We start from the raw sequence: 16,337 nt of genomic DNA on the forward strand, positions 1-16,337 counted from the left end.
AGTACGATGCCCCAGAATGGATGACTATGCAGACCCAACCAAGCGCAACTACCCGCCAGAGACTCAGCACCCTCGCCAAATTGCATGGCACCCGCGAGGTCGCTCAGGTGCTCGGCTACTCGGCGAGGACTGTCGAGCGATGGATCTCGGACGAGACGACCATCCCACCCCTGCTCGCCCCAGCGCTTGACAGCATTTACGGAATTTGGCCCATGGACGTGCCTGCTTCCTCGGGCAACTACAGGTTCGTGGACCTTTTTGCCGGAATCGGCGGCATCCGGCTCGGGCTGGAACGTGCGGGTGCAGAATGTGTCTTCACCAGCGAATGGGACAAATTTGCCGTCAAGACATACATGGCCAATCACGACTCACACCATCAGGTTCTCGGTGACATAAACACCGTCGACGCGGCCCATATCCCCGACCACGATATTCTTGCAGCAGGCTTTCCCTGCCAGCCCTTCTCCTTGGCGGGCGTCTCCAAGAAGAACTCCCTTGGACGAGACCACGGATTCCTCGACAAGACCCAGGGAACGTTGTTCTTCAATGTTGCGGAGCTAATTGACAAAAAGCGTCCTAAGGCATTTCTGCTTGAGAATGTAAAGAATCTAATTAGCCACGACAAGGGCCGGACTTTCGCAGTCATCAAAGAGGTTCTTGAGAAGGACCTCGGTTATTCAATCCAGTACAAGGTGGTTGATGCCAAGGGTTTCGTCCCACAGCACAGAGAACGGATCTATATCGTTGGGTTCCAATCGCCGGTCGAATGGAACTGGGACTTGGTCAAGCCGGACAAGAGAATCGGCCAAGTGGGTCAAATTCTTCATTCATCGCATAATCCGGTGGAAGGAGACCTTCCCTACCTAGACGCTGAAAGTGGCGAGGTTGTAGATAGATACGTACTCAGCGACAAGCTTTGGTCGTACCTTCAGGCGTACGCCGCGAAGCATCGTCTTGCCGGCAACGGGTTTGGCTTCGGGCTGATTGAACCCCAGAACACGACAAGGACCCTCTCCGCTCGCTACCACAAGGACGGGTCCGAGATTCTTGTATCACGGGGCCTCAACCAGAATCCGAGGCGGCTCACCCCCCGCGAATGTGCTCGGTTGATGGGTTTCCCTGATACGTTCCGCATCCCGGTTAGCGACACGCAGGCCTATCGTCAATTCGGCAACTCCGTGGTCGTACCTGTAATAGAGTCGCTGGCAACCCAGATCGTTCACCATCTTGACGTTCTGGCGATGAAGAATGGACTAGCGGAGGCGTCGTAGGCAATGACTACTGGGGGAACATGGGCGTCTGAGGCGGGCGGAGAGTTGGTGCTCAGGACTGACTCTGAAGTGATCGCCGTGAAAGGCATCGATGTCTGGTCGGCCGAGTACGAGGGGACCTCGGAGGTTACCGGGGTCGCGTGCAACAGACCGTCCGCCGATTTGCCGCATCTGGACTTCGCAGCCGACCTGCTCGAAATACAGCCAGTTCTTCTTTCGTTAGACTCCGGACGAACGTGCGTTGCCCTGCGTGCAATCAATGCTGCGGGCAAGCCGTGGGTGGATTCCTGGCCCAGATCCGACCAAACGGTCATCGGAAATCAATGGTTCGCGACCGATCAGGATCATTTCTCGCGGGTGGCGGCGAAACTCAAGTCTCATGGAATTGAGCTACGGCAGGAACTTAGTGAAGCGCAGGAACTGTGGCTTCTATGGCACAGCGGACTGGACATCGATTACTCCGGAGCTGAGCACCCAGGGGTTGAGATTCGGCCGAATCCGGTCGAAACCCGCAGCGTTCCCGGGGAGCTAGTGGATGCCAGCTTGTACCCCTACCAGACTATCGGCGTGTCGAAATTAACATCGATGGCCGCCCAAGGACTTGGGTGCCTACTGGCCGACGAAATGGGTCTAGGCAAAACTATCCAGGCTATTGCCTTGATTTCATGGATGACCAAGAACGGCGGGTCACCTTCACTTGTTGTAGCCCCATCGTCCACCACTGCGAATTGGTGCCGGGAACTGAGCCGCTTTGCGCCCCACCTGAGTGTCTACGAGCACACGGGCCCCCATCGAACTGGCGACCCGGCGATGCTTAAAGGCTTTGATGTCATCGTGACGTCGTTCGACCTCATAATTCGGGATGAGTTCATGATGCGAGCGATAAAATGGGCGTCCATATGCGTTGACGAGGCGCAGAATGTTAAGAATCCCCAAGCGCAGCGATCTATGGTCCTGAGACGGCTTGACGCGAAGACGATCATCGCCATAACAGGCACCCCAATCGAGAACTCACTGACCGACCTCTGGTCTATCATGGCGCTCGTCGCCCCAGACCACCTATCGTCTCTTGACGACTTCAAAATCCAATATCCAGACGAGGCTCACGCTGCTCTCGAGCTGGGGCGAAGGGTGGCTCCGCTGATTATCAGAAGAAGGGTCACCGAAGTTGCCGAAGACCTCCCGAAGCGGACGGATTCAGCGGTACCAGTTCACGTCAGCAACTTGATTGCGATGGAGTACGAACGCGTCAGACTGGATGAGTCGGTGGCCCCATTGGCCAGGATCGGGTACCTACGGCAAGTTTGTTCGACCTTGAGGTGTTTGGACGGAGAGAATCCGCCCATTACCTCAGGAAACCCCAAGTACGAACAGGCGCTGCAGATAATTACGGACGCGTTCAGCCGCGACTGCAAGGTCCTCCTCTTCGCCTCATTTACGTCAACCATTGATGAGATCCAGGCAGATCTTCGCAACCGATTCGCAGCCGCCTTCGTATCCCGCCTAGATGGCCGAGTGCCGATCCGTGAACGACAGTCGACTATCGATGAGTTCACGCGTTTCGCTGGCCCCGCGATATTGGTACTCAACCCGAAGGCCGCAGGAGTCGGAATCAATATTCAAGCGGCTAACTACGTCATCCATTTTACCCCTGAATGGAATCCAGCAACCATTGACCAGGCGTCCGCACGCTCCTATAGACGGGGGCAAGGAAAACCAGTCTTTGTCTACTCCCTCTACTACAAGGACACGGTAGAGGAGTTGATGTTGGAACGGGTCGAGGATAAGAGAGTTCTCTCAGCCCATGGGTTGTTAGCGGCCGAGGAGCTTCCCAGCAACCGAGAACTAGAAGAGATGCTTACGAGGAGCCCACTAGGGAGCTTAGTGTGACGATTTCGATAACCGCCGCTGTCAGTAAGGTACTCACCCCTAACGACGTAGGTACGACAGGGTCCCATCAGGCGGGCATTGCTGTGCCACGACAGGCAGCAACGCTTGCGTTCTTTCCAGCCCTCGACACGGGGCTATATAACCCACGGCAACAACTTCTATTTAGAGAAGTCGGGGGTATAGATGAGTGGCCGTTGAACTTCATTTACTACAATGGCAAACTTCACGGTCGTTCCACCAGGAACGAATATCGGCTGACAGGTCTGACGCCCTATTTCAGGCGGCATGAAGCGGCTGTCGGGGATACCCTTCACCTTTGCCGGACTCTGTCTGGGCGTTGGACGATCGACATAGATCACGCGAGCGATGAAGCGCTACCAAATATCGCTTCGATCTCTCGGCCCCTTGGAGCAACCCAAGAACAGCCGCACCTTTATGAAACAATCAAACTCTCCGGCACATGGAGTGCCGTATCAAGGAGGAAGAGCTAGTGTCCGCTGAGTTATTTGAAGTCACCCCCGATCCCGAACGCATCACGGAATCGCTGAGGGACACGGGTTACATACTCAACACCGCCGTCGCTGACATCGTCGATAACTCAATTGCGGCGGGAGCCAACTCCGTCTCTGTGGAACTAAAACTGGACCCCCGTGGGAATGTGCGCTTCAGCGTCACTGACAATGGGATTGGGATGGACCGAAACGGCCTCGTTAATGCTCTTAAGTACGGCTCCGCCCGCCGTCCCGATCCATCGAGCCTTGGCAAATTCGGGCTAGGGCTCAAGACCGCCTCCACCTCCTTCGCCCGGCGGCTCAAGCTGACTTCAAAAGCATCGGCCGATTCGCCAGGAGCCACGGCCATTTGGGACTTGGATCTAGTGCCGAGCCAGGGGTGGCAGGTGTCAGTCGACTCGCAAGCCGATCCGCTTGATGCTGCCTTGCTGGAGAAGCACACCGCGGGAACGGGAACCGTCGTACGTTGGGAAAAGGTCGATCGACTGATTCGGGACTACAAAGATCCCGCCGGAGACCGGGCCCAAGGCGCCATTAAGCGGCACGTAGCTTCCCTTCGTGATCATTTGGCCATGGTCTTTCAGCGATTTCTTGATCCAACTGATACTCGGGCTGGCAATGTAGAAATTTCGCTAAATCAAACTCCTATCGAGGCGTGGGACCCCTTTGGATTCGACTCCGACAAGCTCCTGGACGTTTCCATTCCGGTGGATCTTGGGGATAAGACCACGAAGATGCACCTCAAGGCTTTCGTTCTGCCGAGAAAGACTGAGCTCCAGGCCGCTCACGGGGACGGGGCGCCTGCCTTGGCTCGCTTGGGCAACAAGACACAGGGAATCTATGTCTACCGGGAGAACCGTCTAATACATGGGCCCGATTGGCTAAACATGTGGGCCCAAGAACCGCACTTCACCCTCTGCCGGGCAGAGCTTTCCTTCGACCACGAACTTGATCTTGCGTTCCAAGTTGACATCAAGAAGTCGACAATCATTTTGGACACAGCCCTTGCCGATGTGGTGTTCAAGGCCCTGACACCACCCCGGCGTGAAGCCGAGACACGCTATCGCGATGGTCAGCGGTCCCGCGTCAAAGAAATGACGGACCCAGAACTGCATGCTCCGTCCAATGCGGCCATCAAAGACAAGTCAAAGTCCATTCCCAACGCAACGCTGCAGTCAACTGATGAAAGTTCCGGGACGGCAGAAATCCGTAACGATCATGGTGTCGTCAAGGTGGACTTTGTTCAGTCCACGTCAGGTGTTTTTGTCGAAGCAGTCGATGAGCTTCGGGACGGAATTCTTTATCAGCCGGCCTATATCGGCGACAACCCGGGCGTGAGAATTAGCAAGTCCCACCCATACTACGAGAAGGTATACCTACCCAACCAAGACTCAGGAAATACCATTCAGGCCCTTGACTCACTCCTATGGGCACTGGCCTCCGCCGAGTTCCGCTCTGCCCAAGACTCAACGAAGGAAATCTTCGAAGACATCCGGTACGACGTATCCCGAGCGCTGAAGAAGCTCGTGGAGGATCTCCCGTCCCCGGAAGCGGAATAGGGTTCGCCGTATGGACACGGAAAGGCTCGCACTCACACTCAGCAATGCTCTTAGCCTGCCGATAATTTCCAAATCAGACGCACGGACAGGAACACTTGAGTTTCGTCTCCACGGCATGGCTCGCCCGCACGGTTTCAGCATCTTGGTGACCCCTCTCCTGAGCAGGGTCAAAGCAGAGTTAAGACTGGACAGACTGGCAGCCGACCTTCTTCGGGTAATAGGCGAAGCCGATTCCGAGAAATGGCTCCAGGTCGCCGAGCTATCACGTGCGTACGGCTCCCTTGGAGCCGCATTCCAAGTTCTCGTCAACGGCACCACGCTTGAAGCGCTTAGTTCGAATGAGTTGAGCGAGGGCGTCGAATCATTTACGTGCACCGGCCGCCTTATGCGGGCTTCGACTGACGACGCGAGTTCGGACGTTCTCATGGTTACCGAAGCACTCTTCAGCTTTATCGTCTGTCTCCTTCCGCTGGACCTAGAGCAGGAAACTACAGTAGAAATGGGCAACGTCGATTTCTCCTTCGCTTCTGAGGGCCGAAGATTTGCCGTGCTTTCCAACAGATACGAACGGAGCAGAGCCAACCGTGCTGCGGCGATAGCCGTACACGGAAGATCCTGCACTGTCTGCCAATTCAACTTTGACGAGGACTACGGCGGCCTCGCCGGTGGCTACGTCGAGGTGCATCATCTGACCCCCTTGAGCTCCATGGGCGAGCCTCGCCCGGTGGACCCAGTGAGGGAGCTGGTGCCGCTGTGCGCCAATTGCCATCGCATGGCCCACAAACGCTGGCCTCCTTACACCCCGCAAGAGCTAGCCGAAGCGCGCATGCAATCGGCTTCGACCAAGGCCTAGGCGGGCAGCTCAGGCCTATTGTCCGTGCCCGACGTTAGGATCGGGCCAGTCGTTATTACAGGGGGGCGAAGATGAACCGGGCAGAACAAGCGTTAGAGCCCACCTCTAACGAGGGAACAGACCTAGCCGCGTCGCCCCATGGCAACTCCGACTGGCTCGCAGATTTGGTGGTGACGCTTAGTGGGACGCTGGATGGTGGGCGCAGCGCGGCTAGGCGGCAATCTTCCACGTCACCTGAAGCTGCAGCCACCGGCTCCGGCTTCGTCCACTCCGAAACCGACGACGGTGACGCCCCCGTGCAGCAGGTCATGTCCGCCGGCGCCACCGCCGACCCGGTCAAGGACTACCTGAAGCAGATCGGCAAGGTAGCCCTGCTGAACGCCGAGCAGGAAGTCGACCTGGCCCTGCGGATCGAGGCCGGGCTGTTCGCCGAGGAGAAGATCGCGGCGGACGACGGCTCCATGGACCCCAAGCTCAAGCGCGAACTTGAGTTCGTGATCCACGACGGCAAGCGCGCCAAGAACCACCTGCTGGAGGCGAACCTCCGTCTCGTGGTCTCGCTGGCCAAGTACTACACCGGCCGTGGCATGCTGTTCCTGGACCTCATCCAAGAAGGCAACCTAGGCCTGATCCGTGCGGTCGAGAAGTTCGACTACACCAAGGGCTTCAAGTTCTCGACCTACGCCACCTGGTGGATCCGTCAAGGCATCACGCGGGCCATGGCCGACCAGGCGCGCACAATCCGCATCCCTGTGCACATGGTGGAAACCCTAAGCAAGTTCACAAAAGTGAGTCGCCAGATGTGGCAAGACTTGGGGCGCGAACCTACCATTCACGAGCTTGCCCTTGAGTTGGACATCACGCCGCAAGTGGCGCAGACCTACAAGGGGTACGCGTTAGAACCGATTTCTCTCGACGAAGACGTACTAAGTGAATGGGGCGATCTGGTCCCGCTCCGCACTCTTATTGAAGATGCTGAATCTTACGACGTCCATGAAATTGCTATATACGGTCTTCTAAGAGGGAAACTCGAATCAGTGTTGGACACTCTTTCCGAACGCGAGGCCGGCGTGGTCGCTATGCGTTTCGGCCTGACCGACGGGCAGACGAAGACTCTGGACGAAATTGGCAAAGTTTACGGCGTCACGCGTGAGCGGATTCGCCAAATCGAATCCAAGACTATGTCCAAACTGCGGCACCCAACTAGGTCTCACGTCTTGCTTGATTACCTTGACTGAGAACGAGGGCAAATCATTGCACCGCCCCACCTTCCTTCTTGTAAGTGCAGGTTGGGCGGCCGCCTCTCACACGTGCAACTGATAGAACTACAGTCATGGCTGAATCACACTTGTTCGTGACAATGGGCAACATCTTGCACTTGCGCTTCGACGCCTGGCTGGCTCCGACCGACGAAGAGCTCAACTTTCATAATGGTTGGACGGACAGAATAGATGGTCTGGCCGAAGCTGCATTCGCGTCCGCCGGGCCGTCGTTCCGACAGGGGACAACCTTCGCGGTGGCAGCCGAGAACTGGCCTACGTATGAACCCCTTCCGGTCTTCACCTCAGTCCCGTTTCGTGGTGTTCAGTCAGCTAACGACCTTCGTCCTAGGGTTGCAGCGTTCCTCCGCGAGGCGGCGCGCGCGGCCTTGTTGAGCCCACGCAGCTGGACAGTCCAAGCACGCAGAGTTCCCCTGCTAGCACTTCCTTTCTTCGGAACAGCAGCGGGAGGGGGCGATCTTCAGCGAGGGGAGCTCATGCGAGCAATCCTCGAGACTATTGTCCGAGAATTGCCGATGCTCGAATGTGATGTCGTCTTGGTTCTCCAAGACGAAGCCGCATTTGCCCTCGCGCAAGATATACGCAGATCAAACGAGCGCAGCTACTGGTCGCGGCTTTCCCCCGAGCACTTGGATCAGGCCAAGAGCCTTGCTGCCAAGGCAAGGGATGGGCGGCTAGTTCCGTTCATGGGCTCAGGGGTGAGCGTCACTGCAGGGGCCCCGTCATGGGAAGGTCTGCTGGACAAGCTGGCAGAATGCGTCGGCCTGGACGACGATCTGGCTGTTGGGTTCCGGAAACTCAGTCCCCTAGACCAAGCCAACATCCTGCAGTCCTTGCACGAATCACCGCAGAGAACCGGGGATGAGCCGAGAGGATCTTTTGGCTCACTCGTGGCAAGCTTCGTCAGGGTTGAAAAATACGGACTGGCACCCACGCTGCTGGCGAACCTACCGTCTGATGGAGCGATCACGTTGAACTACGATTCTCTGTTTGAAAGAGCGAGTGCCGACGCACGTCGGAATCGGGCCATAATCCCGCAAGATCCGACAAGCGCCCACGTCGACACGGATTCCCGTTGGCTCCTCAAGCTTCATGGCTCCGTCTCTCAGCCGGACTCAATCGTCCTGACACGCGATGACTACCTTGGCTACAACGCGAATCGGGAGGCCTTGTCGGCACTGGTAAAAGCACACCTGATGACCCACCATTTGCTGTTCGTCGGCTTCGGCCTGAAGGATGACCACTTCCATGAAATAATCCATGATGTTCGCCGCGCAATGCCAAGCGATCGTGGCGGATCTGCGAGTCTTGGCACAGTGCTGACTCTCAATACAGATCCGCTCCAAGAACTCGCATGGAAGGATAAGCTCAGTTTTATTTCCATGGAGAATCCTTCGTCAGGCGACTCGGCACGGACTCTGGAGATCTTTCTTGATGCCCTAGCCTGCTATTCCACGGCGAGTCACTTCTACTTCTTGGCGCCCAAGTATGAAGGCGGACTCAATGCAAAGGAGAGGCAATTGAGAAGAGAAATTCTCAGGCTGAAGACTCTCCCTGCAGCTGTCGGCGAAAGCAGCGTAGTTGGAGTCATCGACGAAATGCTGAGGACCCTGGGTTGGTCAGAAAACGCATCTTACGAGGGAGAGCTCTAAAATTGCCGCATACGTCAGCGGCTCCGAGAGCGCGCGATTCGCCCCAGAGCACGCGCAAGGGCAGGGACTTCTCGAAAGTCATTTACCCCGTACCCACAACCGCGACGGCCTCCCCCGGGCCCCGTCGGACATATGCCCGGTGCCCTGCAGCTTCGGCTCCATGAACCGTCGGAACGTGTCCCGCATCAGGGTCGCGTCCGCCACTGTCTCATGCAGCTCCCGCAGGTCCTTCAGCGTGAACGGTTCGGCCAGTAGCGCCGCCGGGTCCGGCGCCTCACGGTAGGCCGCCCGCAGCCACTCCACCGCCTTCGCCACGATGTCCGCGTGGCCGTACGGCAGCCCAGCGATGAGCTCCGGTTCCCCCGTCACCGAGGCCAACAGAACGCCGTCGGACGCTAACGCGGACTCCAGGGCCGCCAGCGGCACCACGTCCACGTGCGCCACGGACAGCACCCAGCCGCGGTCGTCCCGCGCCGGGTCGTCGAAGACCTGCAGCTGGCGCGGCACCCGCCCGGAGATCCCGCCCTTTTCCCGGAGGCAGCGCAGCACCGCGTCCGCCAGGGTCTCGCGCTCGCCCAGGAAGGTGCCGGGCAGCGCCCACTTTCCGTGCTGATGATCCTCCGCGCGCCGCACCAGCAGCACGCAGACGGACCCTTCCGCCACCGTCAACACCGCTGTATCCACCGCCACCGAGGGGCGCGGGTAGTCGAGCAGGGACGTTCCGGGGCCGTTCTGGGAATCCTTCACAGGATTATTTATTGCAGTATTGCGCTAAAGATGCAAGCCGTGCATACTGAAGGCAATTAGCGCAGAAATGATCTAAATCAACCGGAGGTTCCCATGAAAGTCCCCCAGCTCCACGTCGGCGTCGGCAGCAGGCTCGGCCCGCTCAGCATCTTCCCGGTCTGGACGTCCGGCTCCGGCAGCCTCGGCATCAGCACCGGCACCCACGCCGACGTCGCCGTGACCGAACTCGCCAGCGGCCCCCAGGTCGCCCGGCTCACCGTCACCAACAACGGCCCGCACCCGGCGCTGCTGCTGGAAGGCGAGCTGCTTGAGGGCGGCCAGCAGCACCGGACCTGCGCCCGCGACGTCGTCCTGGGCCCCGGCGAAACCCGCGACATCGACACCTTCTGCGTCGAGGCCGGCCGCTGGGAAGCCGGCCAGTCCAGCCACCGCCGGCAGGCACGGCGCGCACCACTGAACGTCTGGTCCGAACTGGCCAACAGCCTCGACGGCCGCCGCGGCGGCGACCGGCAGGGGCGGATTTGGGAGCGGGTTAGCCGCTTCGACGCGGCCCGCGGCCCATCGGTGACCAGCTCCCTGCTGGACCACATGGACCTGTTCAAGGACAACGCGCACAACCGCTTCGACGCCACCGACGCTCCGGCACCGCTGGAGGGCCAGCGCGGCGTCGTGATCGGGCTGGGGACGCAGCCTCTGCTCCTGGAGGTCTTCGGCACCGGCACGCTGTTCCGCCGGCACTACCGCCAGCTGATCGACTCCGCGCTGCTGGACCTGGAGCTTCTCTCACCCCAGGCGCTGGCCGCCGGTCCCATGCCGGGCCAGCGGGCCCGCGACTTCGCTGCCCACGTCCAGGCGATGGACTTCGGAACGTTCGACGGCGGCGCCGCGGCTGTCGAGGTCCGGAGCCACGGCACGCTCCGGAGCCGCAACGTCTCCCGCACCGCCGGCCCGGTGTCCGCCGCGGGCATCGCCGTCGAACTTCCCACCCGCCGCCCCCAGCTGGCCCACCTGACCGGCTGGAACACCCACCACCCCCTGATGGAGCTGGCATGAAACTGACCCCCTTGCAGAATGACCGCGCGGCCGGCGTCCTCGTCGCTCTGGCCGCCGGCGACGCCCTCGGCGCCGGCTACGAGTTCGGCGCGCCGCTGCCGGACGGCGCCGAGGTCACCATGAAGGGCGGCGGGCCGTTCGGGTTCGCGCCGGCCGAGTGGACCGACGACACCTCGATGGCCGTCCCGATCGCCCAGGCGTTGCTCGAGGCAGCGTCCGACGCCGGATCCTCCTCCCCTGCGGCGCTCACCATGGTGGTCCGGGCCTGGGCGGCATGGGCCGCCGAGGCCAAGGACGTGGGCGCCCAGACAAGTGCCGTGATCGCCGCCGTCGGCCGGCTGGCGTCCGACTCAGGCCGGAGCAAGGTGACTGCCGCGGACTTCAATGCCGCGGCCGCGGACTTCCATGCCCGCACCGGCCGCAGCGCCGGCAACGGCTCGCTGATGCGCACCGCTCCGCTGGCGCTGGCCTACCTCGACCGGGATCCGGCGTCGTTGATGGCCGCGGCAGGGGCACTCAGTGCGCTGACCCATGCCGACCCTGATGCGCAGGAAGCCTGCGGGCTCTGGTGCGTGGCCATCCGGGAGGCGGCGCTGACCGGGCGGCTCGATGTCCGGGCCGGGCTGCCGCTGCTGTCCGCCGAGCGGGCCGCACTGTGGCTGGAGCGGATCGAGGTGGCCGAGCAGTCCCGGCCGCGGGACTTCGCCCGCAACGGCTGGGTGGTCGAGGCCTTCCAGGGCGCCTGGAGCGCCATCTACTTCGCGGGATTGACCGCGTCCGGCCCGGCGCACCTGCGGGCCGCGCTGGAAGAAGCGGTCCGCGGCGGCCGGGACACCGACACCGTCGCCGCCATCGCCGGCGGACTCCTGGGTGCGGCCTACGGCTACACGGCGGTGCCCTTCGAGTGGCGGCGTCGGCTGCACGGCTGGCCTGGACTCCGAGCCCGCGACATCATGATGCTCGGAATGGAGCTCGGCCGCGGCGAGGGCCGCAGGCCCGCATCCTGGCCGCGCGCCGAGCGCCAGGACTACAGCATGTGGAGCCGCACCGACGCCTTGGTCCCGCACCCGCACGACGACGGCGTCTGGCTGGGCGGCGTCGGGTCCCTTTCACGGGTGGCCGAGTTGGGGATCGACGCCGTGGTGTCGCTGTGTCGGCTGGGAACTTTGGATGTGCCCGGGGTGGCGCCGGAGGATCACGCCACGTTCTGGGTTGTCGACTCCCCTGTTGAGGAGGACAACGCCCACGCCGCGTTCGTGCTGCGCGACGCGGCGGCCGCCGTCGAGCGCTTCCGCGCAGAGGGCAAGACGGTTCTGCTGCACTGTGTCCGGGCCGAGTCGCGGTCGCCGACAGTGGCGGCACTGTACGGGGCTCGGGTTGCGTGTATTACGCCGCTGGAGGCACTTGAGGATGTGCGGCGGGCGCTCCCCGGGGCTAACCCCAATGGGTTGTTCCTGGGGTTGCTCGCCGAAAGGTCAGGGGCTACACCGAGCCCGTTCAACGCGATGTCATCGAGCCTCACCTAAAGGCTCGAGAACTGCGGCTAGTGTCGCAGCATGCATTCAATTCAAACAGGACGAATCATTGACAAGGTCATCGATATGTCCGAATTCTAAACAGGCTTTACCTCTGCGTTGGACTGCCCTAAGGACATTCCGTCACAGGTGGCGGGAACTGTAGAAAAAGTCACCAAATTCATCAAGTAGAGAGCCGCCCGTGTTCAACTACCCCGTCATCGAGGAGCGCTGCTCCTGCGGTGCCAGTACCCAGACTGTCGGAACGAAGCCTGCTTCGAGCGGGCAATTCGAGCGATGGCGTACGGACCACGTCTGTCCTCCGAAGCCACAAGTAGATCCCCGAACGCCGTTGATTCGCTCCTTGGCGGAGGCGTGGAGGGAATCTCCTGAAATCGAACCTGGGGAACCGAGCGCAAAGCAAGTCCTGCTCGGGCAGTGGCCGGTCTTGGCGTCAGCGATCTTGGCCTTGGTTGATGCAACTATCCCTGTAGTTAGCGGCGGGCAGGGAGGGCGCAGGGTCGTCAGCACGCGAAGCATGAAAATCCTGAACATTAATGCCGCCAGCACGCATCAAGCCGACATTGCTCTCCCATACGAGACCGACGAGCAGGTTCAGAGCGCCTGGGAGTACATATTCCGACGGAATTGCGTAAAGGTCCGGCCCGAGCCCTATGTGGATAACCAGGACCGGGCCATGCTTGAATACTGCGCCGAAGCCTTTCGGAAAGACGAAGAACTCCACATTCCCGGCGCCGATCAAACGCGCCGGCTGATCTCGACTATTCGCCAAAACGAGATGAGCCATGACGTCCGGGAGCTCTTCGACCCAGCCAGTTAGATGTCAGAGGGCACTACAGCGACAGGCATCTTGGCCTACGTTTGGAAGAACCTGCCACGCGTGGCCCGCCTCTGCAATAACCAACCGGCCTCTCCCGGCTAACGTTGGATCAGCGAACACCGGGCAGCCGGTTCATAAGTTTGGGGGCAGCAATGAGATGCATTCCGGAAGAACCCGAATTTGGCGAGGGCCACGTGGCCGAGGAAGCGGTTTGGGAGGCCCTCAAGAAGAGCCTTCCCGACGACGTCGTCCTCGCCCACTCCGTCCAAGTCAGAGACGGACGCGCAGAGCACGAGATCGACATCCTCGTGCTCTGGCCCGGCGTCGGGATGGCTGCCATCGAGGTAAAGGGCGGAAAGGTCGGCGTCGAGAACGGGCAGTGGTACCAGTCTGACAAGGCCGGCGGGCACAACATCCAGAGCCCGGTGGTGCAGTCGCAGGCGTCGATGCATGCTTTCAAGAACTGGCTGGAAGACCAGCTCGGATCCCGGCTCAGCAGCCGCTTCGCGTATCTGGTCAGTCTCCCCTACTCGGACGTTCCGCAGGGCTGGGCCATGGCGGGGTGTCCCCGCTCGCTGATTCTGGACCGGGCGGACACTGGATCGCTGAAGGACCGGGTGCGCCACGCCATCGAGCGCGAAGGCAGCGGGGCCACCACCCTGACCCCGGTATTCCTGGAACGCATCGTCCGGAAACTGGGCGGCGACCTCGACGCAGGGCACTCGCAGATCCCCGACCCGCACGAAGCCGAAGACGCCCAGGATCACCTCACCATCAGGCAATCCGTGCTGTTGCGCGCGACCCGGTCTCTTCCCCGCGTCCGCTTCACCGGCGGTGCAGGCAGTGGCAAGACCTGGCTCGCCTTGGAGAAGGCGCGGCTCCTCTGCAAGGAAGGCAAGCGGGTGGGCCTCTTCTGCTACAACAAGGGACTAAGTCAGTATCTGCAGCAGCAAGTCTCCGGCTGGCGGCAGGCCAAGCCGGTCTTCACCGGGGAATTTCACGAGTACGTCCGAGCCCTTGGTGTTCGGGACGGGACCGGGACGGAGTACTTCGAGCAGGAGATGCCGCGGCTCCTCAAGGAACTGGCAGGACGCATGGGACCGCACGAGCGGCTGGACGCCGTCGTCGTCGATGAAGCGCAAGACTTCGCTCCACTGTGGTGGGAGTCGCTGCTGGCCTGCACCGCTGACCCCGAGGCCGGCGAGGTGTATGCGTTTATGGATGACCGGCAGGACGTCTATCAAAGGTGGACAGGGTCCGGGTCCGACGGCAAGCATCCGACGGCGGACCTGGTCCCGATCCATATCGACGAAAACCTCCGCAACACCCGGAAAATTGCCGAAACATTCCGGTCCTTCGCAGGCGAGCATTTCACTCCCCGGGGCGGCACCGGACTCCCCGTGCGGCGGGTGGAGTGCGACACCGAGGACGCCCTTGATGCGGCGGATGAATGCGTCGAAGCACTCATGGACGAAGGCTGGAGCCCCAACCAGATCGCGCTGCTCACCACCAAGTCACGGCATCCGGTGCATCAGGAACGGTTCGATGCCGGTTCCATCGCCGAGTACTGGCTGGATTTCCACGCGAACAACGACGTCTTCTACGGCCACGTTCTTGGGTTCAAGGGCCTGGAGCGCTCGGCCGTGGTGCTATGCGTCAACGGTTTCAAGGACCTGCAGCGTGCCGCCGAACAACTGTATGTGGGGCTGTCCCGGGCCAGGAGCCTGCTGGTGGTGGTCGGTGATTCCCGCTTGTTGGAGAGCGCTGGCGGCCGGGACCTGAAGGCGGCACTCGCCCGCGCCGAGGCCTGGCAGCCCGCCGCCGTCGGTTTGTGACTCTGGCGGCCGCAGTTCACGTGGGCTTCAGATTGTCGGTGCGGTGCCGCACACTTCAGGCAGGAACCGTCACACCGCTTGGGGGATGCATGAAACAGGGAGCACAACAGCTCAACGACAACTACGCCGAGTTCATCGCGCGGCTTGATACGGCCGCGCGTAAGCTCACGGACCGGAATGACTCCCTCAACACCTCTCTCGAGATCCTCACCCTGCTGGCCGAGCAGAACCGCGCCGGGCTAACGGCGTGGGAAGAACGGCGGGCGACCCTCAGCGGACAGCTGGAACGACGCGCTGAGGGTCCGGAAACGAATTCCCTGAAAGAGCTATTTGAGGTTGCCCTCAGGATGACGCCCATGTTTCGCAACCGGGTGGATCGGATCGAACAACGGTTGTCTCTGCTGCGGAAACGATCGGACGATCTCAGCAAGTCTCTCTCGGAGCTTCGGAAGAGCAAACTCAAGCTGACCACGTCCAAGGTCCTTGCTCAGGAGAAAGCCAACCTGAGCCGGGCCGTAGCGGAGTTATCAGGCACACCGCAGGGCCCTGTTGGTGCCCTTCCTGATGCCGGCCTGTTGGACGACCTCAAGAAGGCCAGGGAAGCGATCGTCCTCGCCGAAGCACTCTTGGAAGTGAAGGGACAATGAAAGACTCGTTGCCTAAAAAGGAGCAAAAACTGCTCCTTTCGTTTACGTCGCTGCAATGGAGCGGACGTCCGGCGCAGGAGGCGATCTACTCCTGTCTGGGGCTCGGTGTCATCGGGTTCTTCGTTTGTCTGGTGCTCATGATCTTCATTGCCGGTCTCCGGGACCCCGGAGTCGCGACACTTTTCATCGTCGTTTTCGCGGTCGGGTTGACAACACTGGCGGTCTGGTCAAAAGCGTCCAACGAGAAGAAATTCCTCGCCGGGATCAGCAAGCGGGTCAACGACACGATCGTCGAACTGACCGGCAACCCGAACGACCAACTGTCACTCCCTGACTTCAGGAAGTTCATCGAGAACGAGCGTCGCATTTCGCTGCTAGTTCACGGCGTGCCGGGCCTGGAGCTTCGGGCGGTCCGGCATGGCGAATCGCCGGCGATCGGACCAAAGCAGTCTCCACCGCACCAGACTGCACCGAGGAACTCTTCGTCCGCACGCACGCCCGTGGTGACCACAACTCAGGTGGTCATCGCCATCACCCCGCCCGAATACGGAACCGCAAGCTTTGACCGGCTGCTGCAGGCCACACTCGACGCCGATTGACGTCACTGCTCGGCCACCCCCATCGCGTCGCAACGGTCATTGTCCGACCCTGAACATATGATCTAGGAACTGTCGCTCCAACAC

At 60.8% G+C, this 16,337-nt stretch carries 14 protein-coding genes; 13 read left to right on the forward strand and 1 reads right to left on the reverse strand.

The features are described from left to right. Positions 1-20: 20 nt before the first annotated feature. From dcm to AC1DNC_RS14630, 7 genes are all read left to right on the forward strand, one after another. Entirely contained in the window at positions 21-1,271 is a 1,251-nt protein-coding gene (dcm, locus tag AC1DNC_RS14600; protein WP_476863250.1) for a DNA (cytosine-5-)-methyltransferase, read from the forward strand. Between the two features lie 3 nt (positions 1,272-1,274). Further along, positions 1,275-3,161 (forward strand): DEAD/DEAH box helicase, encoded by a 1,887-nt coding sequence (locus AC1DNC_RS14605; protein ID WP_476863251.1) that lies wholly within the window; start codon positions 1,275-1,277, stop codon positions 3,159-3,161. After that, positions 3,158-3,652: an EcoRII N-terminal effector-binding domain-containing protein gene (locus AC1DNC_RS14610; protein ID WP_476863252.1), complete on the forward strand. Its 495-nt coding sequence runs from the start codon at positions 3,158-3,160 to the stop codon at positions 3,650-3,652. Before AC1DNC_RS14605 ends, AC1DNC_RS14610 begins: the two co-directional genes overlap by 4 nt. After that, positions 3,652-5,232: an ATP-binding protein gene (locus AC1DNC_RS14615; protein WP_476863253.1), complete on the forward strand. Its 1,581-nt coding sequence runs from the start codon at positions 3,652-3,654 to the stop codon at positions 5,230-5,232. Before AC1DNC_RS14610 ends, AC1DNC_RS14615 begins: the two co-directional genes overlap by 1 nt. Before the next feature lie 10 nt (positions 5,233-5,242). Continuing rightward, positions 5,243-6,085: an HNH endonuclease gene (locus tag AC1DNC_RS14620; protein WP_476863254.1), complete on the forward strand. Its 843-nt coding sequence runs from the start codon at positions 5,243-5,245 to the stop codon at positions 6,083-6,085. 71 nt (positions 6,086-6,156) lie between these two features. After that, positions 6,157-7,323, forward strand: coding sequence for an RNA polymerase sigma factor (locus AC1DNC_RS14625; protein ID WP_476863255.1), 1,167 nt, complete (start codon positions 6,157-6,159; stop codon positions 7,321-7,323). 95 nt (positions 7,324-7,418) lie between these two features. Then, positions 7,419-9,017 (forward strand): SIR2 family NAD-dependent protein deacylase, encoded by a 1,599-nt coding sequence (locus AC1DNC_RS14630; RefSeq protein ID WP_476863256.1) that lies wholly within the window; start codon positions 7,419-7,421, stop codon positions 9,015-9,017. 78 nt (positions 9,018-9,095) lie between these two features. Here the strand turns inward: AC1DNC_RS14630 and AC1DNC_RS14635 are convergent, their stop codons facing one another. Next, complete coding sequence (locus AC1DNC_RS14635) at positions 9,096-9,764, reverse strand: NUDIX hydrolase (RefSeq protein ID WP_476863257.1); 669 nt, start codon at positions 9,762-9,764, stop codon at positions 9,096-9,098. 93 nt (positions 9,765-9,857) lie between these two features. Here AC1DNC_RS14635 and AC1DNC_RS14640 point away from each other — a divergent pair, with 93 nt between their 5' ends. The 6 genes from AC1DNC_RS14640 (at position 9,858) to AC1DNC_RS14665 (ending at position 16,253) form a co-directional block, all read left to right on the forward strand. Further along, a complete protein-coding gene (locus AC1DNC_RS14640; RefSeq protein ID WP_476863258.1) occupies positions 9,858-10,817 on the forward strand; it encodes an ARPP-1 family domain-containing protein in 960 nt (319 codons plus the stop codon). Continuing rightward, on the forward strand, positions 10,814-12,343 hold the full coding sequence (locus AC1DNC_RS14645; RefSeq protein WP_476863259.1) for an ADP-ribosylglycohydrolase family protein: 1,530 nt from the start codon (positions 10,814-10,816) through the stop codon (positions 12,341-12,343). The genes AC1DNC_RS14640 and AC1DNC_RS14645 overlap by 4 nt, the downstream gene beginning before the upstream one ends. A gap of 526 nt (positions 12,344-12,869) precedes the next feature. After that, positions 12,870-13,172, forward strand: a complete 303-nt coding sequence (locus AC1DNC_RS14650) for a hypothetical protein (protein WP_476863260.1) — start codon at positions 12,870-12,872, stop codon at positions 13,170-13,172. Positions 13,173-13,324: 152 nt separating this feature from the next. Further along, positions 13,325-15,007, forward strand: a complete 1,683-nt coding sequence (locus AC1DNC_RS14655) for a nuclease-related domain-containing DEAD/DEAH box helicase (protein ID WP_476863261.1) — start codon at positions 13,325-13,327, stop codon at positions 15,005-15,007. 89 nt (positions 15,008-15,096) lie between these two features. After that, on the forward strand, positions 15,097-15,654 hold the full coding sequence (locus tag AC1DNC_RS14660) for a hypothetical protein (RefSeq protein WP_476863262.1): 558 nt from the start codon (positions 15,097-15,099) through the stop codon (positions 15,652-15,654). After that, entirely contained in the window at positions 15,651-16,253 is a 603-nt protein-coding gene (locus AC1DNC_RS14665; RefSeq protein ID WP_476863263.1) for a hypothetical protein, read from the forward strand. The genes AC1DNC_RS14660 and AC1DNC_RS14665 overlap by 4 nt, the downstream gene beginning before the upstream one ends. Positions 16,254-16,337 lie beyond the last annotated feature (84 nt).

This window comes from Arthrobacter sp. 01N442, assembly GCF_056399345.1.

Bases quoted from the DNA above. Each gene is read 5' to 3' on its own strand.
- AC1DNC_RS14650 (WP_476863260.1), top strand. From the start codon at position 12,870: ATGAAAATCCTGAACATTAATGCCGCCAGCACGCATCAAGCCGACATT.
- AC1DNC_RS14625 (WP_476863255.1), top strand. From the start codon at position 6,157: ATGAACCGGGCAGAACAAGCGTTAGAGCCCACCTCTAACGAGGGAACA.
- AC1DNC_RS14645 (WP_476863259.1), top strand. From the start codon at position 10,814: ATGAAACTGACCCCCTTGCAGAATGACCGCGCGGCCGGCGTCCTCGTC.
- AC1DNC_RS14665 (WP_476863263.1), top strand. From the start codon at position 15,651: ATGAAAGACTCGTTGCCTAAAAAGGAGCAAAAACTGCTCCTTTCGTTT.
- AC1DNC_RS14620 (WP_476863254.1), top strand. From the start codon at position 5,243: ATGGACACGGAAAGGCTCGCACTCACACTCAGCAATGCTCTTAGCCTG.
- AC1DNC_RS14655 (WP_476863261.1), top strand. From the start codon at position 13,325: ATGAGATGCATTCCGGAAGAACCCGAATTTGGCGAGGGCCACGTGGCC.
- AC1DNC_RS14640 (WP_476863258.1), top strand. From the start codon at position 9,858: ATGAAAGTCCCCCAGCTCCACGTCGGCGTCGGCAGCAGGCTCGGCCCG.
- AC1DNC_RS14605 (WP_476863251.1), top strand. From the start codon at position 1,275: ATGACTACTGGGGGAACATGGGCGTCTGAGGCGGGCGGAGAGTTGGTG.
- AC1DNC_RS14660 (WP_476863262.1), top strand. From the start codon at position 15,097: ATGAAACAGGGAGCACAACAGCTCAACGACAACTACGCCGAGTTCATC.
- AC1DNC_RS14630 (WP_476863256.1), top strand. From the start codon at position 7,419: ATGGCTGAATCACACTTGTTCGTGACAATGGGCAACATCTTGCACTTG.
- dcm (WP_476863250.1), top strand. From the start codon at position 21: ATGACTATGCAGACCCAACCAAGCGCAACTACCCGCCAGAGACTCAGC.